Origin of the sequence: Flavivirga eckloniae (genome assembly GCF_002886045.1) — a bacterium.
GTDB classification, from domain to species: Bacteria; Bacteroidota; Bacteroidia; order Flavobacteriales; family Flavobacteriaceae; genus Flavivirga; species Flavivirga eckloniae.
In genome coordinates, this window is sequence record NZ_CP025791.1 from 2,182,359 (window position 1) to 2,206,410 (window position 24,052).

General features: G+C 34.0%; 16 protein-coding genes and 2 tRNA genes. 6 read left to right on the forward strand and 12 right to left on the reverse strand.

Annotated elements, in window-relative coordinates:
* Positions 1 to 120: 120 nt before the first annotated feature.
* The 8 genes from C1H87_RS08965 to C1H87_RS09000 all read right to left on the reverse strand — a co-directional run bounded on the left by C1H87_RS08965 (position 121) and on the right by C1H87_RS09000 (position 13,194).
* Positions 121 to 2,181 (reverse strand): glycosyl hydrolase 115 family protein, encoded by a 2,061-nt coding sequence (locus tag C1H87_RS08965; RefSeq protein WP_102755478.1) that lies wholly within the window; start codon positions 2,179 to 2,181, stop codon positions 121 to 123.
* A 269-nt stretch (positions 2,182 to 2,450) separates the two neighbouring features.
* Positions 2,451 to 3,581 carry a hypothetical protein gene (locus tag C1H87_RS08970; RefSeq protein WP_158655170.1) on the reverse strand — a complete coding sequence of 377 codons (1,131 nt, stop codon included), beginning with the start codon at positions 3,579 to 3,581 and terminating at the stop codon, positions 2,451 to 2,453.
* Positions 3,578 to 4,378: a tail fiber protein gene (locus tag C1H87_RS08975; protein WP_102755480.1), complete on the reverse strand. Its 801-nt coding sequence runs from the start codon at positions 4,376 to 4,378 to the stop codon at positions 3,578 to 3,580. Before C1H87_RS08975 ends, C1H87_RS08970 begins: the two co-directional genes overlap by 4 nt.
* 18 nt (positions 4,379 to 4,396) lie before the next feature.
* Positions 4,397 to 5,428 (reverse strand): pyocin knob domain-containing protein, encoded by a 1,032-nt coding sequence (locus C1H87_RS08980; RefSeq protein ID WP_102755481.1) that lies wholly within the window; start codon positions 5,426 to 5,428, stop codon positions 4,397 to 4,399.
* Between the two features lie 11 nt (positions 5,429 to 5,439).
* A complete protein-coding gene (locus C1H87_RS08985; protein ID WP_102755482.1) occupies positions 5,440 to 6,360 on the reverse strand; it encodes a tail fiber protein in 921 nt (306 codons plus the stop codon).
* Positions 6,361 to 6,731: 371 nt separating this feature from the next.
* Positions 6,732 to 8,300: a SusD/RagB family nutrient-binding outer membrane lipoprotein gene (locus C1H87_RS08990; protein WP_102755483.1), complete on the reverse strand. Its 1,569-nt coding sequence runs from the start codon at positions 8,298 to 8,300 to the stop codon at positions 6,732 to 6,734.
* 26 nt (positions 8,301 to 8,326) lie between these two features.
* A complete protein-coding gene (locus C1H87_RS08995) occupies positions 8,327 to 11,914 on the reverse strand; it encodes a SusC/RagA family TonB-linked outer membrane protein (RefSeq protein WP_102755484.1) in 3,588 nt (1,195 codons plus the stop codon).
* A 125-nt stretch (positions 11,915 to 12,039) separates the two neighbouring features.
* The gene (locus C1H87_RS09000; protein WP_102755485.1) at positions 12,040 to 13,194 is read right to left on the reverse strand and encodes a FecR family protein; all 1,155 of its coding nucleotides are present in this window, start codon (positions 13,192 to 13,194) and stop codon (positions 12,040 to 12,042) included.
* Positions 13,195 to 13,315: 121 nt separating this feature from the next.
* On the opposite strand from C1H87_RS09000, the gene C1H87_RS09005 reads away from it, so the two are divergent.
* Entirely contained in the window at positions 13,316 to 13,894 is a 579-nt protein-coding gene (locus tag C1H87_RS09005) for an RNA polymerase sigma factor (RefSeq protein WP_102755486.1), read from the forward strand.
* Positions 13,895 to 13,993: 99 nt separating this feature from the next.
* Here C1H87_RS09005 and C1H87_RS09010 read toward each other — a convergent pair.
* From C1H87_RS09010 to mutS, 3 genes are all read right to left on the reverse strand, one after another.
* Positions 13,994 to 14,077, reverse strand: a tRNA-Leu gene (locus tag C1H87_RS09010).
* Positions 14,078 to 14,103: 26 nt separating this feature from the next.
* Positions 14,104 to 14,175, reverse strand: a tRNA-Gly gene (locus C1H87_RS09015).
* A gap of 118 nt (positions 14,176 to 14,293) precedes the next feature.
* Complete coding sequence (gene mutS, locus C1H87_RS09020; RefSeq protein WP_102755487.1) at positions 14,294 to 16,906, reverse strand: DNA mismatch repair protein MutS; 2,613 nt, start codon at positions 16,904 to 16,906, stop codon at positions 14,294 to 14,296.
* A gap of 209 nt (positions 16,907 to 17,115) precedes the next feature.
* Between mutS and C1H87_RS09025 the strand changes: the two genes are divergently transcribed.
* The 3 genes from C1H87_RS09025 (at position 17,116) to C1H87_RS09035 (ending at position 18,949) form a co-directional block, all read left to right on the forward strand.
* Complete coding sequence (locus C1H87_RS09025; protein WP_102755488.1) at positions 17,116 to 17,652, forward strand: RNA methyltransferase; 537 nt, start codon at positions 17,116 to 17,118, stop codon at positions 17,650 to 17,652.
* Entirely contained in the window at positions 17,649 to 18,077 is a 429-nt protein-coding gene (locus C1H87_RS09030; RefSeq protein ID WP_102755489.1) for a DUF1801 domain-containing protein, read from the forward strand. The genes C1H87_RS09025 and C1H87_RS09030 overlap by 4 nt, the downstream gene beginning before the upstream one ends.
* A 146-nt stretch (positions 18,078 to 18,223) precedes the next feature.
* A complete protein-coding gene (locus C1H87_RS09035; protein ID WP_102755490.1) occupies positions 18,224 to 18,949 on the forward strand; it encodes a hypothetical protein in 726 nt (241 codons plus the stop codon).
* 216 nt (positions 18,950 to 19,165) lie between these two features.
* Here C1H87_RS09035 and folK read toward each other — a convergent pair whose 3' ends face one another.
* The gene (folK, locus tag C1H87_RS09045) at positions 19,166 to 20,296 is read right to left on the reverse strand and encodes a 2-amino-4-hydroxy-6-hydroxymethyldihydropteridine diphosphokinase (RefSeq protein ID WP_102755492.1); all 1,131 of its coding nucleotides are present in this window, start codon (positions 20,294 to 20,296) and stop codon (positions 19,166 to 19,168) included.
* 70 nt (positions 20,297 to 20,366) lie between these two features.
* Between folK and C1H87_RS09050 the strand changes: the two genes are divergently transcribed.
* Positions 20,367 to 21,089, forward strand: a complete 723-nt coding sequence (locus tag C1H87_RS09050) for a queuosine precursor transporter (RefSeq protein ID WP_102755493.1) — start codon at positions 20,367 to 20,369, stop codon at positions 21,087 to 21,089.
* 113 nt (positions 21,090 to 21,202) lie between these two features.
* Positions 21,203 to 23,881, forward strand: coding sequence for an AsmA-like C-terminal region-containing protein (locus tag C1H87_RS09055; RefSeq protein WP_102755494.1), 2,679 nt, complete (start codon positions 21,203 to 21,205; stop codon positions 23,879 to 23,881).
* Positions 23,882 to 24,052: the final 171 nt, after the last annotated feature.

The following is a 24,052-nucleotide window of genomic DNA, read 5'->3' on the forward strand; positions in this document are numbered from 1 at the left end:
ACCTGATATGTCTTGAAAACAAAGAATGTAAAGAATTTATTATCGGTTAAACTGTAAAAGTTATGAGAATGAACGAATTACTTCGGTAATCATTTGATTTTGAAGGCAATATATCGAACATTACTTGTATCGTGATTCGTAAGTGCTCAAATAGTCCTTTAATTTATGATACGCATAATGCACACTTGTCCAGCTATCTTTACGACGTATCCATGTATCACGATACCAGTTTTCAAAGGGTGGTCTCTCTGCTTTTAAAATTTCCTGCTCTAATATCTCTAGTGTTTTCATCGCTTTATTTGCATAATTAAGAGCTTCTTTATCCGGGTATTTAGATAATGCTTCATTTATAAGCCCTGCTGCTTTAGTAGTATGGTAATCGAAAAGCAATCCTAATTCTACATTTTCAAAGAAAAACCGCGCTTGTTGACTATTCATTTTTCGTACAGCACGTTTACATGGTAGAAACGCGTCATCATATTTTGCTAAACGGTTATTTAAGTATTCTAAGTGGTTTTTATCATCATCGTTATACCTGATATGATGATCGCCTTTAAGTCTGAACCTCAGCCTGTCGAGAGCTTTATCGAAATTTTTTGATCCTTCCCATATTTGATTATGCGAGTGAAGAATATCAAAGTAGTGATTATAGCTTTGTACTACATCATTGGCTGCCATATCTCCAAAGTACTCTCTTGACCACCATTCAACATAGCGATCCGCTGCATTGGGTTCAAAAAAAGCCGTTTTCGCATCCCAACAAATCTCTGCCAAGAATCTGGCATTCATAACAAACTCTCTCATTTCTGAAACATTAACCAACATATATTCTGTGGCTCCGGCATCTAAAACCTTTCTAAACTCCTGTTCAATGCGATGAGGTTTTACCGTATGATGGGTTTGCTTGGTGGTATGTCCGTAATATGCTAAATGATAATAAATACCATGTTTCCATTTTCCTAATGTTTCTGGTAGTGCCCTCATTTTAGCATCGCCATCATCATTCCAGACCAAAATAACATCTTCTGGAAAATCGAAATTCCCTTTTTGATAGTTTGTCAACATTTCACCATATAGTGTAAAATGAAACACGGGTTTCTCTCCTTTACCCAAAACTGATTTGGTCATTTTTACCTGATCTTTAATAGCATCAGTAAAGACTTTATTTTTATCTTCCTGAGTAGTTCCTTCCGGAAATTTATAAGAAGTATCAGCAGTGCCCCTTAAGCCTACAGGCCAGATACAGTTTATATCTTTGTTTTCCTCAACACCACCTCGCCAGTACTTTAATATGCCTTCATTATTATTAAACCAGCTATAATCTCCATCAATACCACGCTCTTTTGCTAAACCAAAACGATGAAACCCTAATGGATTAGACAATAAAATATCATAATGATGCGAAGTATAGAACAAGCCCCAATCACTTGCTTTCTTCTGTACCTCATAAGGACGAAGTACACGCACAAACGGAGCTACTTGATTCATACGAAGGCGCAATGCTGTTTCAAAATAACGTTCATACCATACGGCATCAACCTTTCCTCCTGCGTATTGGGGATAACCATTTTTATCAAGGGGAGTTGGCAATGTATCCTCGTCATCATGGAAAAACCCACGGTATTTGAATGTTGGCTCATCAACTATATGATCAATAGATTTTACCTTGAGCACCTTTTTCTTATCCGGTTCATATCCTGTCCAATGATAGAGCGGATCTATCCCAATTCGTTCACTTAAAGTATATGCAGCAAATGCTGTCCCCCTAAAATTCGAACCTACTAACCAAATATCTTTTTCTATGGTTTTAATGTGATGAGCTTCCCATTTGCCATTTAATTTTTGTGTATCTATTTCCTTTGGAATCACGCCTTCTCCTAATGTAACCAAATGAATGGCTGGATTTTCTGTATTCGATTTTGAAACAATTTCAGGCTTTTTACCAGTAATCTTTTCGATGTCGGATGCGAGAAATAAAGCGGCTTGTTTTACCGCAGAATTTGTATTTGAAGAGACAACAATATCAACAACGCGATTGTCTTCAACCAGAACAACACCTTCGTTTTCGATGCCGCTGTCATGAAGCCAGGCTCCTCTAACAGGCTCTTGCCAGTGCTGAGCCAAAAGTGTTGATTGAATAAACAATAATGCAATACATAGTAGGTAATATTTAGCTTTCATATTTGACGAATTAATTATTAAATATAGTAATTGTATAAAAACAAGGCTCCTTTTAACTTAAATAATACGCACCTACATTTTCATACAATTATTAATAACCAATTAGAGGTTACTACCCCTATATCAATCCAAAATTTATTTTGTCTGTTATAAAAACTCTTGGGTTTGGAAAGAGCTTATAATTGGAATAGAAAAAAGGGCGCTACCTTAAAAGCCATAGTCTATTACTTTTGAAGCAGCACCCAAAAAATTGTTTTGTATTCTGATTTTTATTCTTTTACCAATTCAGATACCAAAGCTTCAAGAGTCTCAAACTTTTTACGCAAAAGCTCGTTCTCTTCTTTTAGTAAGCTTAGTTCTTGTATTTTCTTTTCCTGCTCAATCGTATAAAGTGTTAATTCTTCTATTTTTTGCAACAATTTAGAATCCATCTCTCCTAAAAAGAAACCATCTTCTTTTACTTCTTTTGCACTTGGGATATCTTTTAGGTGGCCTTTTTCTTTTATGTGTTGCTCAACTTCTTTTAGTGTTGGCAATTTATAAGTACTATCAAAAACAAAATCCGCCCAATTCGCATAGGTAGCTACTTTAACTTCTTCGGCGGCTATTTTTCCTTGAACTCCAAGTTTGAAGCCTTTGGTATCTGTTGTACCAATACCCACGCTACCAGTATTTCCAATTGTCATAATCTTACCTGCACCAACTATAGAGCCATGAGAAAAGTGTAACTTATTATCATGTCCATGACTTAAATGAAATACCGAATTTCCATTATTAGGCCAAAATGTTATTGCTGATTCATTATTATAATTAAGTCGAACACGTTTATTGTCTGAGGTACTAACTTCAAATTGACTAGCAGGGTTCGCTGTTCCAATACCCATCTTCCCCATAAAAAAAGCACTTCCATCTGCCCGCAATTCCATTAAATGCCTCCAACTGTCCTCTGTATTCTCAATATCCAGAATATTTCTTCTCGAAGCAACATCACTATTTTTTACAGTCATAATAAACCGTGACCCGTTAGGATCTAATCTTGACCACCCATTGGGGTTCGCTTTTATACCTGTTGAACCACCAATATCTGTATTGGCAGTAATAAAATTAACAACACCACGCTGTATATATGTTTCTCCATTAACATGAAGTTTTCCAAGAGGACTGGTTACACCAATACCTACACTACCACCATTCTTAATGGTCATTATGTTTGCTGTACCAACACTAGTACCATGAGAAATATTTAAATCGTTATTAAGTCCATGAGCAATATGGAATATAGAATTCCCATTACCTGGCAAAAACGATACCGCTGCCTGACTGTTTCTATTTAATTCTGCTGTTTGCGCAAATCCTAAATGAGTTATTATTAAACTTAAAATAACTATTACTTTTTTCATTTTTGTATCGTTTTTAATTGTTCTTCTAATTTTGTTATCCTTTCTATTAAGCATTTTAAAGTTTTGTTTTCTTCCTTCAGCATGTTTACTTTAGAAACTTGTTCTTCTAATGATTCTATTTTCTTCTGCTGCTCAATCGTATAAAGTGTTAACTCTTCTATTTTTTTAAGAAGATTCATATCCATTTCTGCTTGCATTATTCCATTTTCCTCAAATTCTTTTGCAGAAGGCATTTCCGGCAGATGGCTATTTTCTTCAATGAATTTTTCTAATTCTTTGATACTTATAAGATTGTAACCTTCTTTAAAAACATAATCTGGAGCAGGAACATTAAGATCAATTTTCACCTCTTCCGCATGAATTTTCCCTTTAACGGCTAGTTTCATATCTGGAGCTGTAGTACCTATACCTACATTGCCGCCGTTTATATAGGAATTACCTCCTGATCGAAATAGCACTTTTACTTGATTATTTGAATTATATAAGCCCATATAATGTTCATTAGCACCACCAAATGAAAATTGAGTTCTTTCTCCTTCAGAGCTGCTTCTTTTAAAATAAATATCCCCTCCCCATCTGCTGCTCATGAAAGTCGTAGTTCCACTTCCTCCATCTACATAATTAATTTTAAAACCCTCTATATATGTTCCATTCAAAAGGCCAATACCTATAGCACCATTAACATGTAATTTTTGATATGGATTTGCCGTTCCTATCCCCACCTTGTCACCAGTATCTGTAATTTGTGCAAATCCTATTCCTCCAATAAAAAGGGTAACTAAAAAAAGTTTTTTCATTATTAATTATTTTTTAAGTTAATTGTTATTTATACTGAGTAATTTCTCAATTTTCAATAATCGCATAGATAGAGATTGTAATTCTTTGTTTTCTTTTTCAAGTTTTTCTATTTTATTATTCTGATTTTCAAGTTTGTTTCTTTGAAATTCGATCTCCTTTTGTTGTTCAATCGTATAAAGTGTTAATTCTTCTATTTTTTGCAGTAATTTAGAATCCATCTCTCCCAGAAAGAACCCATCTTCTTTTACTTCTTTAGCACTTGGAATATCTTTTAAATGGCCTTTTTCTTTTATGTGTTGTTCAACCTCTTTAAGTGTTGGTAAATTATAGCCATCATCAAAAACAAAATCTGCCCAGTTGGCATAGGTCGCTACTTTTACTTCTGTTGCTGCTATTTTCCCTTGAACACCTAATTTGAAGCCTTTGGTGTTTGCAGTACCGATGCCTAAGTTCCCATTAATAGTTTGGTTTCCTTGATTGTGCAAAACCTTTGCCCAAGTGCCAATTCCATTGCTATTAACACTTCTAAAATACAATACAGGACTTGCATAAGAATTCTTAATAGCTATTTGCCCAGAATACCTATAATTAGAGTTATTTGAGCCATGATTCATATTTAAGCCCCAAAACCAGCCAGTAGCTTCAGGAGCATTCGTTGCATTATAACTTTGATAAAACCCACTCTGCCATAGTATATTCCAATCCGACGTATCATTTGGATCATTCAGCAATAGTTTGTCCCCTAGTATATTTCCCGAAATATGTAATTTTTCAATTGGATTGGCTGTACCAATACCAACGTTACCATTAGTACTTAGAGACATAATATTTGACCACGTAGTTTTATTATGCCTGCCTTGGAAATTTAATAATGTATGCCCTCCAGGATCTGTATTAATAATTCTATGTCCAAAACCAGAACCATAATTAGACGATGTCCAAGTAATAGTTTTATTAGTTAATGGATTTGCATTTAGATTATCAAATGTGGTAGTTTGCGCACCTAGTTGCGAAACAATTAGGCTAAAAATGAACAGGTGTTTTTTCATAATGATTTATATTAATTTTCAGAAACCAATAATGCTTCTATTTTTCTTAGACGAGCTTCTTGTAACTCCAATTTTTCTTCAAGGGTTTTTATCATTAAATCTTTATTCTCTAAGGACTTTTCTTGTTCAATAACATAAAGGGTTAACTCTTCTATTTTTTTAAGAAGATTCATATCCATTTCTGCTTGCATTATTCCATTTTCCTCAAATTCTTTTGCAGAAGGTATTTCCGGTAGATGACTATTTTCTTTAATGAATTTTTCTAATTCTTTGATACTTATAAGATTGTAACCCTCTTTAAAAACATAATCAGGAGCAGGAACATTAAGATCAATTTTCACCTCTTCCGCATGAATTTTCCCTTTAACGGCTAGTTTCATATCTGGATTCGATGTCCCAATTCCTACATTCCCATTATTAATTATAAAATCCCCTGATGTAAAATACCATTCTCTTTTATAAGGTACATCTTCATATAAGTTTACATCTGGAACAAGAGAAGTGGCACCAGGAATAGTAAAAATTAAATTAGCTTCTTTTGTAACCGAACATTCAAATGACATATGTCCATGCCCTCCGTTAGAGTAGCCCCATAATTCATAGGTTTTCAAACCTGTTTTCTTTAATTTTAATACGGCCTGCTTTATTCCTATTACATTATTTTGCCAATCTGATTCTGAAGAGGTTGGCCCCTCTCTTAACCTTATAAAAGCTGACGAGTTATATTTAATCCAAGTATTTACATAATTAAAATCTAATGCAATATTTACAGAATTATAATTACCATTACCTGTTAAATCAATTTCAAATAGTTTATACCATTTTCCACTTGAACTTGGCCCCAGATTATACTTCTTATTATAATTATCTTGAGCATTTAAAAATAATGTTGCACATAAAGAAAAACAGAAAATAAGGAATCGTTTATTCATAATATTGTTGTTTAAAAAAATAAAAAATCAGGTTGTATTTATTCTTTTAAAACTACCACTATAAAATGAAAAATCGCTAAGGCTTGTCCTTACAATTTATAAGGATTTCCCTTATTTTTTATAAGGCTTTGATAAGTGTGAATGAGCAAATAGGGACCTATTATAAACTTCAATAAATCATTAAAAAGAAACAATACATGTCCCCTTATGCAGTTTAGAGTTAATGAAATTGAGGAGGTAGAAATGCAAAGAAAAATACACTTCATTTTCTTTAAAACCATAAAACAATATGCGTACAAAAAAGAATCCCACATGCATTTGTTAAAATACATATGGGATACTCTAAAAATAGGTCAGAGGTATCTTTTTAATTAGTAACTGTATAAAACTGGTCCCATTTGAAGGGTTGGCTCCATGGATACTGATGGCGCATTTGTCGCAAACCAAAGGTTATCACCAAAAACCCCCTCAATAATGGTAACACCACTAATAGCCTTCTTTAAGTTTTCTTCATTGAAACTTTCCATTGAAGAAGGGTATCTTGCCCTAACTGGATATCCATTGTCTGCATAAACCCCTATTCTAAAGAAATCCAGTCTGGGAAAGCCCGTTCTTCTTATCATAGAAAAGGTATTTGTACTCTGTCCAAATTGTGCGATATACCTTTGAGTTATAATTTGCTCTAATGCATTACCAGCATTATATGTTACCAATGGAGATCCCAAATAAGCTGCCGTATCTGCAGCATCAACTCCCAATTCTTCCATATTGGCAGTTATACCGTTTTCATAAGCAGTTTGGGCAGTTGTTCCCACATTTATACTTTTTAAACTAGCTTCGGCTTTAATAAATAAAATTTCCGAATACGTTATTATTGGTCTCATACGTAAACTTGTATAAGAATTGGATAACTGACTCACGGAATCTCTTGCTACTCTTTTAAACCCACTAGGGTTATCGTTATCGAATGCCGGAGGCAAACCTATATATGTATCCGCATTTAAATAACCTTCTGCGGGTGCTACCAACACTTTCATTCTTGGATCCTGTCTTTCTCCCAGAATATTTAAAAACCCTGTTACTACATTAGGTTTGAAATTATTATTATTAATAAATTTAACCATAGGGTCTCCATACGTTCCTGTACCTTCGTCCCAAGTTATTCCAATGTTGTCTGCATTACTTTCTATAACAGGATGTTGTGATGGATTAGAAAAAATTGCTTCCAAACCAGTCGCAGCAAATGACGGGTCTACATCAGAAATCCTTAAAAGAATACGCACTCGTAGTGAATTGGCAAACTTTTTCCATTTCAATATATCTCCTCCACAAAACGCATCAGATTGTGCAACCATAGTAGTTCCTGATTCTCCTGATAAATCAAAGGTACTGTTGGCTTCTTCCAATAATTGTAAAACCCCTTTTAGAATCTCTTCCTGAGAATCGAATTTCGGTTTATTGTATTTTGGTTCATCAAACAACTCACCTTTTTGTGCATCGGTAAAAGGAATTGGACCAAATACCTCGGTCATGTTTTCGTATATCCATGCTTTCATTACTAGTGCTGCCGCTCTGTAATTGGGGTGTGGAGCTTCATCGGTATTACCCAGTACACGTTCAACTAAAGGTAACGCCGAAGTAACCAAATTATGGTATATCCAAAATTCATTGTAATCTTCTGCCGGATTCGGATCTATAAAATCTACAGGATCAAGTGTGTGATTGTAATATTGAACCCATTTGGCCATGCCATCATTAGAGCTAACAACATTATCCATCAACTCTTTCGCAGCTGTTAATTGAGCTCCCAACAGCATACCTTCGTTACTACCAACTATTTGATCGTTTGGGTTGGTGTTTATCTCCTCAAAATTATTGGTACAAGATGTTACCGATAAAATCACAGAACATAATATGATTAAAAATTTTATTGTTTTCATCTTCTATTTTTTTATTGATTATTAAATTAGAAACTTACAGACAGGTTCATTCCATAACTTTTGGAATTGGGCACAGCTCCATATTCCATACCAACTCCATTATTTAAACTACCCATACTAGCAGTTTCTGTATCTATACCGTTCAGCCCATTCTTAATAAGCCATAGATTTCTACCAACCAGTGATAATCTCGCATTAGCTATCCCTAATTTTCCTAAGATTTTTTTACTGGCATTATAACTTACTGAAAGCTCTCTTAATTTGATGTTAGTGGCATCCCATGCCGTTGCTTCCGTAGGGATATTCCAACCAGAAAACATATCTTGGGGTGTTATGGCTATAGTATTTGGTTTACCGGTCTCAACATCAATCCCATCAAAAATATAGCCTCCCCCATCTGCTATAGGGTTTCTTACCGGAACACCATTAGCATTTAAATCAACACTCTCATGATTATGACCATATCTCCCCATATATTGTTCGGTAGTCGACAATACATGCCCCCCAGATCTTACATCGACCAAAAAACTAAGCTGAACATTTTTATAAGTAAACGTATTGTTTATTCCTCCAGTCCAATCGGAAGGAGCGATAATACCCAAGGTACTTGTACCAGCGCTTTGCCATTGATTCGTCATTGGAATTCCATTTCTAGTAAGTATTTTTCCAGTACCTGTAATATTATCTTCAAGAGTATAACCAAAGGTTGCAAAATTATCGGCTTGTCTGGCAATAGTATTATACCCTTCTTCGCTATCTCTAAAATATTTGAATCCTTTTATAATGCCATATGGAGAACCATTTTCTGCAAGTATTTCAGCACCAAGCCATGCCCCTATAATCTTCGATGTAACCAAATCTTCTGGAAACCCAGTAACTGTGCCTTTGTTTTTAGCCCAATTTATGTTTACGTCCCAGTTAAAATTATTGGTAGAAATTGGATTAACATTTAAGCTTAGTTCTATACCCTTGTTGGAAATTGTTCCTGCATTTATAAATGAGTTTCTAGCGCCTCTTTCCCACGCACTTGCTACTTGAATAAGTTGGTTGCTGGATTCTCTCTCATAGTATGCAACATCTAATCTTACTTTACTATCGAAAAAGTATAATTCGGTACCCAGTTCAAAGGACGTGGTTTCTTCTGGAATCAAGCCTGTAGCAGGAATTACATTTTCCAAGCCTAATACTGGGCTACCATTAAAAGGAACAGCTTCTCTTTTTACAAACCTGTTTAAAGCATAAGGCCTTGTATCGTCACCAACCTTTGCCCAATTAGCTCTTAATTTACCATAGCTTAATACATGATTTTTTATACCAAATGCATCTGTAAAGATTAAACTCCCTGCGACGGATGGATAGAAAAACGACCATTCGTCTCGAGGAAGCGTTGAAGACCAATCGTTCCTCCCTGTTACAGTAAGAAACGCATAGTTTTTATAGTTTAGCTCCACAGAACTAAATAAACTATTAACCTTTTTTTCTGTTATACTGTTTCTCGTAACGACAGGAGATGCCGAATTTCCTAAATTATAAACACCTCTTACAAGCAAACCGCCTTCTGTTCTTGAAAATTTATTATTACTATCCTCATCTCTTACGGCTATACCCGTCATAAAATTAAGATTAAGGTCCTTAAAAATGTCTTTATCGATAGTTAACCTAGCGTCCAGATTAACTTCTTTATTCAAATTAATTCCTTCTGAATAGTACCCATCGCTATACAAATGTTTAGCTTCTATTCTGGAATGTTCGGTTACGTTCCTGTCCTGAAATAAATTACCCTGTAAAGAAAGCCAATCTGTAATGGCATAGGTTAACCCTATATTAACACTAAATCTGTTTCTTATAACTGGTTTTAAATTTTCATAGAGATTCCAATAAGGGTTCCCTCCTCTTTCAGAAAAGCTTTTTCTGTTACCGAACTCATCTTTATAGTCCCTTAAGTCTCTAATATCTATATTAGTTGGTATTGACATTATTTGCCAAAGACCTCCATCGCCCCCACTTGTACCACCAAAGGAAGCTCTATTATTACTAGTCATTTTAGAACCGGTTCCCACAAAATTAAGCGTTAGTTTTTCGCCTAACTGAAATGTAGAATTTATACTTCCTGTTATTCTTTTTAAACCTGTATTGGGAACAATACCTTTTATATCTTGATGCCCAATGGATAATCGAGCATTAGAACTTTCTGTTACATGCGTTAATGATAAATTGTGCTGGGCTGTATACCCTGTTTCATAGAAATTCTTATAATTATTAGCTCCATAAGGCAACCATGGTTTTACCACAGCGCCACCTGTAATCGGATCCCATTGAGATATTTGCTGACCATTATATTCCGGTCCCCACAATCTAACTTCCGACTCGTTTACCCCTGCTCCATTACCATCTATATAACTAAACTCACCATTTAAACCCTGACCATATCTTAATTGTCGTTCGGGCAAAGTCAAAGCCGATTGAAATGTAATACCAGAAGACATTGTTACTTCCCATCCTTTTTGTCCAGACTTACCTTTTTTAGTAGTTATCATAATAACACCATTAGCCCCTCTGGCACCATAAAGGGCTGTTGCACTAGCTCCTTTTAGAATACTTACGCTCTCAATATCATTCGGGTTAATATCCGATAAAGGATTTCCAAGATCGTTATATCCTATGGTTGGCGAAAAAATACTTTCTGATAGAGATCGATTACTTAATAAAGGCAACCCATCAAGAACATATAAAGGCTGATTATCTGATGATAAAGACGTTACCCCTCTAATGATCACCCTTGGGGTTCCGTCAACACCATTAGAAGATCCAAATACCTGTACACCCGGAGCTTTAGCAGCCAAGTTTAAAAGAACACTTGGTTCTCCAGTAGCATTTAACTCTTCTGCCCCAATTTGATCTATGGCATAACCAACAGCCTTTCTTTCTTTTTTAATGCCAAGTGCGGTCACAATAATTTCTGAAAGTTCATCTGTACTTTCTTCAAGTTGTACATCAATGGTTGTTAAATCGTTAACTGGAACTTCTTTTGGAGTAAACCCCAAATATGACACTACAAGTATTGCTTTTTTATCTGAAACATTGATGGAATAGCTACCATCAAAACCTGTCTGCGCTCCTCTTGTTGTACCTTTTACCAAAATATTGGCACCAATTAAAGGGTTGTTGTTTTTATCGGTTACTCTACCGGTTATAGTAATTCCCTGTTGAGGTCTGGGATTTATTTTATTTTCCAAATTAACCCTCGATACGTAATCTCCTTTGGTTAGAACAATTTGTCTGTCAAGTACCCTATAACTGATATTCGTGTCAGCAAACAATAGATTTAAGATCATATTGATTTGCTTTTTTTTAACCTTTATGGATATCGTTCTATTTAAATCAATTTCCCAACTGCTATACAGAAAACGAAATTCCGTTTTATCTTCAATTTTATCAAATACAGCTCCTAGGGTCGTCTGGTCCATATCCAATGAAACCTTTGTTTTTTGCCCATAACTATTTGCCTGTAATTGAAATAAAGTAGCGGTTAAAAACACAATAAATAATTTCATTTTCAAATCAAATTTTGGCAATGACAACAGATCACTACCATCAGTGTTAGTTTTTTTCATAATTTTGGTTAATTTTAGTTAAGTGATTTTTTAATCATTTCTAATGTGATCGGGAAATGTGGCAGCATTTTCCGATCTTTCATTTTAGCTAATCGCTGTTGTTTCTATTTCCTCATATAAGTCTGCTATTTTGGTTTGGTTATTAATATCTCTTTTCCTTCTATCTTGTACTCAAAAGAAGCATAAGCCTGAAAAGCAATTAGAATTTGCTCTAATGTTTCGGTTTCAAATGTACCTGTGATTGGTTTTTGATTAAATTCTGTGTAGGTATTATTAATCGCAACATTAAAATGGCGTTCCAATTCTTTCACAATAACCTCAAAACGATCATCAACAAAGTGAAGTCTTCCTTTTGTCCAGGCAATATATTTTTCAATATCAACTTTTTCAACAGCTACCTCACCACTTTCATAAGTTGCTTTTTGTCCGGGAGAAACCATAATTAAATTGTCTTTGTTTACTTCTAATTTGGTTTTGTATACCCCAACACGACCTTCTACCAGTACTGTAGATGTATTGCTTTCATTTTTATAACTGGATACATTAAACTTCGTTCCATACACACGGGTATTCATTTCTTCTGTAATTACTGTAAAAGGATGATCTTGGTCTTTAACAACAGAAAAATAAGCTTCACCATCTAGAAAAACATTTCTTTCTAATCCTTTTAAAAATGTAACTGGGTATTTTAGTTTAGATCCTGAATTAAGAAAAACTTCAGAACCATCGGAAAGAACTATTTGAAATTTTTTCCCATAGGGGACAATTAATTGATTATAAACCAGTGTTTCCTTGTTCGTGGTACTTTCATTAGAATATCGAAGCACTTTTTTGTTGTGATTTACAATTTCTTCGCCTCTTGTATTCGTTATAATTTCAGAGGAAAACTCATCTAAAACTTTAATCGAGCCGTCTTCAAGCTCTAAAGTAATCTGGTTAGAAGGATCATTTATTTTTGTTGAAACACTTGAATATTGTGAAATAAGATAGATAGCATAAGCCGAACCAACTAAACAAACCAATACTGCTGCATATCTGCCCCACTTTTTAACCGATAATTTTAAAACGCTACTCTTTGGTTCTAACTTGGCTTTTTTCTTTATTGAAGCATAGGCACTTTCTAAATTTACATCCTGTAGCACTGTATATACATCGCTTTGATCTCTAAGATAAATTTCAAATATCTTCTTGTTATTATCATCTTGTAACCACTTACTTAATTTATATAATTCTTCAGAAGTTATCGTATTGTTTAAATATTTATTTATTAGGTTATTCACAATTTTTTTATTTATTTGTATCTAATACGAACCATTTTTAAGTATCCCGTAATACTTTATCATTTTTTTTAATTTTCATACAAAATTTTAAATTTTTTATGAGTTTAACACCCCACTTTCTATGAAAGAATCTGTAGCCAGACTAAAAAAAGACGATAAAGAGATTTTTAAGTATTTATTTAATCAATATTATAAATCTTTAGTTGGGTATATTACTACATATACTCGAAGTCAATCGGATTCAGAAGATATTGTGCAGTATAGCTACACCAAACTATGGGAAAACAGAAAACAACTTAAGGGAAACATTTCTCCTAAAAATTATCTATACACCATAGCACATAACCGTTACATAGATTTGTACAGAAAGTCAATTAGAGATAATGATCTGTTACAGGAATTAAGACAGGAAAATTTACGTAATAGAATAGAAGAAGATGATGAGTTTTTAAAAAAACGTATTGAGAAGCTTAAAAAGATTATTGACTTGCTTCCTCCCCGTTGTAAAGAAATTTTATACTTGAGTAGACAAAGAGGGCTAGAATATAAAGAAATTGGTAATATACTTAATATATCTTCCAGAACAGTTGAAGAGCAAATACGTATAGCGTTTAAAAAAATACGCGAAGCTTTTGAGAATGAACAATTGCTTTTATTTCTTTTATATTATAATACCGAAGAAATATTTAATAGAAAATAATCGCTATTCCTAGCAATATTTAACCTTGATCTAATATTATAAAAAAGTGCTTTACCTGCATAAAAAAAGCCTCTACAAGAAATCTTGTAAAGGCTTTAGTACTGAAGGCGGGACTTGAACCCGCACGGCCCAAGGGCCATTGGATTTTAAGTCCAACGTGTCTACCAATTCCACCACTTCAGCATTGGTATATTTTAAGAAAGTATCAGAGCGAAAGACGGGATTTGAACCCGCGACCCTCACCTTGGCAAGGTGATGCTCTACCCCTGAGCTACTTTCGCAGTCTTTTTAATGAACTTACCTACGGTTAGCAGGCGGTGCAATATCGCTATTGCGGATGCAAATTTAAAATATTTCTATTAATTGCAAAGCCTTTTATCAAAATAAATGAAATTTATTTTACGCCCGCTTTTTTTTAACCAACATTCGTTTAATTTCATTCAGTTTCATTAACGCTTCCACTGGTGTAAGTGTATCAATATCAGTATGTAATATTTCGTCTTTGATATTTTCTAATAAGGGGTCATCTAAATTAAAAAAACTGAGTTGCATCTCGTCTTCTATCGATTTAACCTTATCTGTAAGCTCTTCGCTGGAATGAGACTTCTCTAATTTCTTTAAAATCTTGTTAGCTCGATGTAAAACCTGTTGAGGCATTCCGGCCATTTTAGCCACATGAATACCAAAACTATGCTCACTACCACCTGCTACCAGTTTTCTTAAAAAAAGCACATTGTCCTTTAATTCTTTAACAGAGACATTGAAGTTTTTAATTCGCTCAAACGTTTCAGTCATTTCGTTTAACTCGTGGTAATGCGTTGCGAATAAGGTTTTAGGCTTCGCAGGGTGTTCGTGTAAATATTCGCTAATAGCCCAAGCTATAGAAATACCATCGTAGGTACTTGTACCACGGCCTATTTCGTCAAGCAACACCAGACTTCTGTCTGAAATATTATTTAGAATGGAAGCCGTTTCATTCATTTCTACCATAAAGGTTGATTCGCCCATCGAGATATTATCGCTGGCGCCTACCCGTGTAAAAATCTTATCTACCAAACCAATACGAGCTTCTTTTGCCGGTACAAAACTTCCTATTTGAGCCAATAGCACAATTAATGCCGACTGACGTAAAATGGCCGATTTACCAGACATATTAGGCCCGGTAATCATAATAATTTGCTGGGCAACCCTATCTAAAAACACATCGTTAGCAATATACGCCTCTCCAATAGGCAACTGTTTTTCTATAACTGGATGGCGTCCATCCTTTATATCCAAATCGAAAGAATCATCAATAATAGGATATACATAGTTATTATCGTTTGCTAATTGGGCAAATCCAGACAAACAATCTAACTGACCAATTAAATAAGCGTTCTGTTGTACTTCCTTTATATATTGGTTCATCCACGATACCAATTCTGCAAACAACTGTTGTTCGATAGCTTGAATTCTATCTTCGGCTCCTAAAATTTTAGCCTCATATTCTTTAAGTTCCTCAGTAATATAACGTTCGGCACTTACCAAAGTTTGCTTTCTAATCCAATCTTCTGGCACCTTATCTTTATGCGTATTACGCACCTCAATATAATACCCAAACACATTGTTTGAAGCTATTTTTAATGATGTAATACCTGTGCGCTCACTTTCACGCTCCAACATATTATCAAGATAATCTTTTCCGGATTTTGACAAGCCTCTCAATTCATCCAATTCTGAAGAAAAACCAACAGCAATACTGTTTCCCTTCAATACGTTAACAGGAGCATCTTCATTGAGCGTTTCTTTAATTCTTTCGCGAAGTGCTTCACAGCTTTGAAGCGTATTCCCTATGGTTTTAAGCGATTCGTTGTCGCAATTCGATGCCAAGGATTTTATAGGTACTATGGCTTCTAAAGAATTTTTAAGCTGAATGACCTCACGAGGGTTCACTTTTCCCGTCGCTATTTTAGAAATGAGTCGCTCTAAATCCCCTATTTGTTTAATGTGATTTTGAATTTTTTGAAGCACTGTAGTTTCCTTGGTTAGAAAATCCACTACTTCGTGGCGTTGTTTTATTTTATCCACATTTTTTAAAGGCAATGCCAACCAACGTTTTAGCAAACGTCCACCCATCGCCGAAATGGTTTTATCAATCACATTTAAAAGCGTAACGGCATTATTGTTGGTGGAATGATAAAGCTCTAAATTCCTGATAGTGAATTTATCCATCCAGACATAATCATCTTCTGCTATTCTAGAAATACCCGTGATATGTTGCAGTTTATTATGCTGTGTTTCCGACAGATAATGTAAAATAGAACCTGATGCAATAATGCCTTCATACAAATCTTCAATACCAAAACCTTTTAATGTTTTAGTATCAAAATGTCTTATTAAAGTTTCATAAGCATAGTCCGTTTGATACACCCAATCTTCCATATAAAACGTATGAAAATCATTTCCAAATGTTTCATTAAACATGGTACGTTTTTGTTTGGAAACCAAAACTTCGCTAGGCTTGAAATTCTGTAATAGCTTATCTATATATTCGGCATTACCTTGGGAGGTTAAAAATTCTCCGGTAGAAATATCCAAAAACGAAATCCCTATATACTTTTTGTCAAAATAAACAGAACACAAAAAGTTATTGGATTTTGATACTAAAACCTCATCATTAAGCGCCACACCCGGAGTTACTAACTCCGTTACACCGCGTTTAACGATTGTTTTGGTCTGCTTAGGATCTTCCAATTGATCGCAAATGGCAACACGCTCACCCGCTTTAACCAATTTTGGTAAATAGGTATTTAATGAGTGGTGCGGAAACCCTGCCAATTCCGTTTCGCTTTCGCTACCAGCACCTCGCTTGGTTAAAATAATACCTAAAATACCTGCCGTTTTAACGGCATCCTCTCCAAAAGTTTCATAAAAATCACCTACTCGAAACAACAATAAAGCATCAGGATACTTTGCTTTAATAGCATTGTATTGTTTCATTAACGGAGTTTCTTTTTTTGTTTTTTTTGCCAATGATGATATGGTTTTTAAGTGTTATTTTTGCAGATACAGTAAGATTGCTAATGTAGTATTATTTTGATTTTCATTAAAATTGAAACATTAGAAGTTATTTACAATTATTAACAAACTATTAAATTATTTTAGTTGTCATTCTGAACAAAGTGAAGAATTTTTTCTTGAGATGCTTCGACAAGCTCAGCATGACTTAACGTTAAAAAAGCATGCGGAAACTAAAAAATAGTGAATTAGACCGATTGAGTATTGATGATTTTAAATCGGTAAAAAAAACACCAATTATTATTGTATTAGACAATATTAGAAGCTTAAACAATATTGGCTCTGTATTTAGAACGAGTGATGCTTTTTTAATTGAAAAAATTTATCTCTGCGGCATAACGGCTACACCACCTCATAAAGATATTCATAAAACAGCCTTGGGGAGTACCGATACGGTAGCATGGGAATACGTTAAAAACACTTCGGATTTAGTTGAAAACTTAAAACAAGACGGTATTAAAATTTGTTCTATCGAACAAACTGAAAATGCTACCATGCTTAATGACTTTATTCCTGAAACCAACACAACTTATGCTCTGGTTTTTGGTAACGAAGTTAAAGGGGTGGATCAAAATGTGGTAACTGCCAGCGACATGGTTATTGAAATCCCTCAATTTGGCACCAAACATTCTTTAAATATTTCGGTTAGTGCTGGTGTGGTTATTTGGGATGTGTTCTCCAAACTAAAATCGAACCAATGAAAAAATTAGAAGTAAAAACAGATTCTAGAGTTGAATTGGTTTTCAACAATTATCCCGATTCGGTTAGAAAGAAAATGACAAGTCTTCGGGAATTAATTATGGAGACTGCTAGTGAAATAGAAGGATTGAACAATTTGGAAGAAACCCTAAAATGGGGAGAGCCTAGTTACCTAACAAAAAAAGGCAGTACCATTAGAATCGATTGGAAATCTAAAAACCCAAATCAATATGCTATGTATTTCCAATGCACTAGCAGATTGGTATCTACATTTAGAACCATTTATAAAAGCACTCTTAATTTTGAAGGGAAAAGAGCGATTGTTCTTCAATTGAAAGAGGAACTACCTAAAGACGCTTTAAAAAACTGCATCGCAGCTGCGCTTACCTATCATAAAGTTAAACATTTACCTTTGTTGGGAATGTAAAAACAGTGTTTTATTTGTAGTTTTTTATCTACAATTTGGTTTGATTCTAAACTTACAAAATTATAACTTCGCTTATCAATCGATATAATTCATTGAAACGGAATTATATCATAACGTTGTATGAAAGCGAAAAACAAACATAAAATATGGATACATCAGATTGGATAGCTTTTGGAGCTGCATTTCTTTCACTTATCGCTTTAGGGTTATCGGGAATCGCAATATGGAAAACTCATTATTCAAAATTCTCACCGATACTGACAGTGGGATATTGCACATTTAGAATCTATCCGATTAAAAATGAAAATGATAAATGGTACATTCCAAGTTTTGATATTCCAATCAGTCTAACGAATAGTGGGGCTCAAATTGGTAAAATAATAGACCTTCGACTAAAAATTACTTTCCCAGATTTACCCATCCCAAACCACTATGAACACTTTGGAGCTAAATGGGTGGTTGAAGGAAGTGAACTATCGGACGAAAGATTCACATGGATAAACAAAGCAAGTACTGAAAAATGGATACCAATCGTTCTTCTAGCTAATCAAACAAAAACAACTCATTTAGTCTTTGAAAGCTTTAGATGGGAAGATCCTGTAATCCAAAAGAAAATGAAATGTACTCTTGAGATTAAGACAGACAAAGAAGATAAATATCAAGAAATTGACCATTGGTCATATGACTTAACGACAAGGACATGGTACAGTCTCGCTGAAGAGGGTCGCGCTCATCTGTGTTCATCAGAATTGACTAAAGAGAAAGAAGAATACATTCATCCCAAAGATTTACATAAATACACAAGCACCAAAGATGAAATTAAAGAGCCTGAGAAAAAATCAGCTCCTTCATATCTAGATTATAAGAAATGAAAATCCAGCATGTAACACTGTATATAGCAAATAGGGCGTTCAGTGTTAAGGAAAGTTCAGTGCTATTAAGTAACACCGCCAAATCGTTGATTTGGCTTTTAAGAATGGATAATTTAAAAACAAAATACAACGCTTTGGCTCAGTGCAAATTTGAAAGTTCATTGCTTTCTACTGCCCTACTTGCCATATACTAAACGATAAGCGTAACAAAAAAAATCATTCCCTAGAAATCTCTCCCAAAAGCCACAAATAATCTAATCTATTATCCACAAAATCCTTATCCGAAATATCAATGATTTTCACGTTAAAATCGGGCTGTGATTTTAAAAAATCCAAATACCCTGTATTGATTCTTTCTAGATAGTCATTTTCAATATTTTGTTCATAATCCCGTCCACGCTTTTTAATGTTTTCTTGTAATCTTTCTGTATTTTGATATAAATACACATACAAATCTGGTTTTGCAATTTCTTTGTACATTAAATAGAATAACTTTCTATACAGCTTAAACTCGTCTTCCTGTAATGTGATTTTTGAGAAAATAAGCGATTTAAACACATCGTAATCGCTCACAATAAAATCCTTGAACAAATCGAGTTGGGCTAAATCGTCAGAAATTTGTTGGTAGCGTTCTGCTAAAAAAGACATCTCCAGAGGAAAGGCATAACGCGATGCATCTTCGTAAAACTTAGGCAAAAACGGGTTATCTGCAAATTGTTCCAAAATAAGCTTTGCATTAAAATCGTCCGCAATTTTATTGGTCAGACTGGTTTTTCCTGCTCCAATATTCCCTTCAATGGCAATATAATTATACTTTGAGAAATTAAAAGCTTTCCTAGGGTTTTTCAACCAAATATTAATAGGCTCTAAAACACTTTCATCGTTGCATTCGGTTAACAGAACAGAAACTTCCTTATCGAATTTGGGATGTTTTATTTTAGATGCTACATCGTTAAGTGGCACCAACACAAACTTACGTTTCTGCATTTCCGGATGTGGCACCATAAGCGTTTCAGTTTCAATAACATTATCCTCAACAAAAATAATATCCAAATCTATAATGCGCGCTTCGTAACCTTCCGCAGTATTTCTTGTGCGTCCTAAATCTGTTTCAATGCCAAGCAAAACCTCAAGCAGTTCCTGAGATTTCAAATCGCTTTTTAAGACCAGACAAGCATTAAAAAAGTCATCGCTTTCAAAACCAAAAGCAGGAGACCTATAAACTTTCGAAATCAGTTTTATACTTCCTGCCCTCACATGTATTAAATCAACCGCTTCTTGAAGGTTTTTAAGTTTATCTCCCTTATTGCTGCCCAAGGCAATATAAAATGTTGTTGATTGCATCATAGAAAAGCAAAATAATAAAAGTAAATGGTTTCCTTTATATTTACAACACGTATTTATTCACAATTACTGTATGACTTTAAAAGATATGCTTGCTGCGCAACGTATTTATATACTTCTTGGCGCATTATTTATTACATCGTTAGTGGTATCTAACCTTATTTTTCAGAAGTTTTTTTATTGGTACCCTGTTGATGTTGAGATTTTTGGAAACAAGCTTTTTGAAATATCGGTTGGTATTTTACCCTACCCCATTACCTTTTTAATCACCGATTTAATTAGTGAAATTTATGGTAAAAAACGGGCTAACGATGTTGTGGTCACGGGTATTTTCGCTTCGCTTTTTTCCCTTTTAATAATTCTGGTTGCAGACAGTGTACCAGCTACAAGTTGGTCTTACGTTAAGGACGATATGTTTCATACGGTTTTTGGCAATTCTGTTATTGCAGTGTTTGCCAGTATGCTTACCTATTTATTCGCACAGTTTGTAGACATACAGATTTATCATTTCTGGAAACGACTTACTAAGGGCAAACATCTTTGGCTCCGAAATAATTTTTCAACATGGTTCTCACAATTTGTTGATACTTTTACAATAGTCACCCTATTATGTTCGTTTAATATTATTGACTGGTCCAATTTTAAAGGGTTGCTAATTAGTGGCTTTTTATTCAAGGTATTAATAGCACTTATAGATACACCCTTTTTGTATTTAGGGGTTTTTTTATTTAGAAAACGTTTTAACTTAAAAGTGAATGAAGAAATTGATCTGCTTTTAAAAAATAACACTAAATAAAAACAAGTCCCATCTTTTAAATTACTTTTTTACGTATATTCATAACAAACATTTTATTTAACCCTAATCAAATAAATTCTCAAATTAAGAATTAAATAGCAAAACCTACCCCCATGAAAAAAACATTGAAAATTTCGGGCATTGTCCTGCTCATAATAATCGTATTATTAATAGTCGTCCCCTTTGCATTTAAACCGCAAATTAAAGACATGGTTAAGCAATTAGTAAACGAAAACCTAAACGCTAAAGTAGAATTTAGCGACGTGAGTTTAAGTTTTATAAAAAGCTTCCCTAAAGCCCATGTCTCTGTAACCGATTTGGTTATAACCAATTTCGAACCTTTTAAAGATGAAACATTTGTAACCTCTAAGAATATTGCTGTTACTATGTCTATTAGCGAGTTGTTTAAAACACCTAGCGACGGGCCTTTAGAAGTGAAATCTATTAACGTTGATGAAATTTTATTAACCCTTAAAACAGATAAATTTGGTAATGCAAACTACGATATTGCTAAAAGCAATGAGGATGCTACTACAGACGAAACAAACACCGAAACAGATAGTTTTTCTTTCGATATTGAAAACTACAGCATTAACAACAGTGCCTTAGCATATATTGATGAAGGATCGAAAACCACAATTTATATATCCGAACTTAATCACGAAGGCAGAGGTATCTTTTCTGCAGAAACTTCAGAATTAGACACCAAAACAGAAGCCAATATTAGTTTTACTATAGATAGCAGTAACTACTTAAGCAATAACCCTATTAAACTAGATGCGCTAATAGGCTTAGATTTAGAAAACAGTAAATACACCTTTAAAGAAAATAAAGGTTTGATAAACAAGTTACCTATAGAGTTTGATGGCTATGTACAACTACTGGATAACGGTCAAGAAATAGATGTTACTTTTGAAAATCCGGAAACATCTTTTAAAAATTTCCTAGCATTAATTCCTGAAGAATATTCAAAAAACATTGAAAACGTTAAAACTACTGGCGATTTTAGAGTGAAAGGTATAGTGAAAGGTATAAGCTCCGAAAAAACAATTCCTAATTTAGATATTAGCATAACCTCTAACAACGCTTCTTTTAAATATCCCGATTTACCTAAACGCGTTGAAAACATTACAATAAACACAGCTATAAAAAACAATACTGGTAATGTTGACGACACTTACATTGATATAAATACGCTCAATTTTAAAATTGATGAAGATATATTTAAATCGTCTGCCTCTTTAAAAAACATCACACAAAACATGTTAGTTAATGCCAACATTAGTGGAATTTTAAATTTAGCAAACATTACAAAAGTTTATCCTCTTGAATTAGAAAATACATTAACTGGTGTTTTAAAAGGTGTTGTTAACACGTCTTTCGACATGAAAGCTATTGAAACAAATGCTTACGAGCGTATTAAAAATAGTGGCTCGGTAAGTATTAGCGATTTTGTGTTTTCTTCGGAAGATATGATTAATCCTATTCATATTTCTGAGGCTAATATGGACTTTAACCCTGAAACCATCTCGCTTAATAATTTTAAAGCTCGAACGGGGAGCAGTGATATAAATGCTACAGGAACAATAAAAAACCTGTTAGGATTCCTTTTAAGTGACAATACACTTCAAGGTTATTTTAGTTTAAACTCTACTTTTTTTAAAGTGAACGATTTTATGTCTGAAGACGACACTGCTTCGTCCGACAAAGACATCACCCAAGATACCGAAGCTTTAAAAATTCCCGATTTTTTAGATTGTACTATCAATGCCAATGCGCAAACGGTAGTTTACGACGATCTTAATTTAAAAAATGTAAAAGGAACCCTTTTTATTAAAGACCAAAAAGCAACGCTTAAAGATATGACCTCTAACATGTTTGATGGTACTATGGCTATTTCTGGTGATGTTTCTACAAAAGGCGAAACTCCTACTTTTAATTTAGATTTTGGTATAAATGGCTTCGACATCTCTAAATCGTTTAACGAGTTAGAATTATTGAGAAACTTGGCACCTATTGCCAAACTATTTCAAGGAAAGCTAAACACTAATATGAGTCTTGCCGGTAATTTAGATGACGAACTTGCCCCTAAATTAAGTAGCCTTTCTGGTAAAGCACTTACCGAACTGTTAACCACAAAAGTTAATGCAAACGAAGGTGAGCTATTTAACCAACTGGAAGGCTCTTTAAGTTTTATAGATTTCGACAAATTAGATTTAAAAAACCTTAAAACAAAACTGGAATTTGCTAATGGAAAAGTTAGTGTAAAACCGTTTCAAATAACTTATGAGGATGTTAATATTGACGTTTCGGGTTCTCATGGTTTCAATAAAGATTTAGAATATAGTGCCGTCTTCAATGTACCAGCCAAATATTTAGGCAGCGATGTTAATCAATTAATTGGTAAAATTAATACCAAGGAAGCAAAAGACATAAGCATTCCTGTTACTGCAAACATTGGCGGAACATACACAAGACCTTCAGTAAAAACCGATTTAACAGATGGTGTTACAAAGCTAACAAGTCAGCTAATTGAAATTGAAAAGCAAAAATTACTCAATAAAGGAAAGGGTAAAGTAAAAGATTTAATTAGCGATGTTATTGGCAGTAATAAAAGTAAATCCGATTCTATTAAAAAACAGCAAAACAATGCTGTTAAGGATGTTTTAGGTGGTTTAATTGGAGGTAGCAAAAGTAAAACCGACTCTACGACCACTAAAAAAGATACAACAAAAGATGCCGTTAAAAATGTTCTTGGCGGTTTATTAGGCGGAAAAAAGAAAAAAACCTAAACAATGTAAAAAAGGGGGTTTATTCTGTTTTTTTTAGAATAAATTCCTTTTTTATTAGGATACTACGTTAAAAAAGTTATTATTGTTAGTAGAAGAATCAAATAACCCGTTAGTTTTGTAAAAAAATGTAGGGGTTAAATTCTGCTTTAAACAAATAACGTATTTAGGATA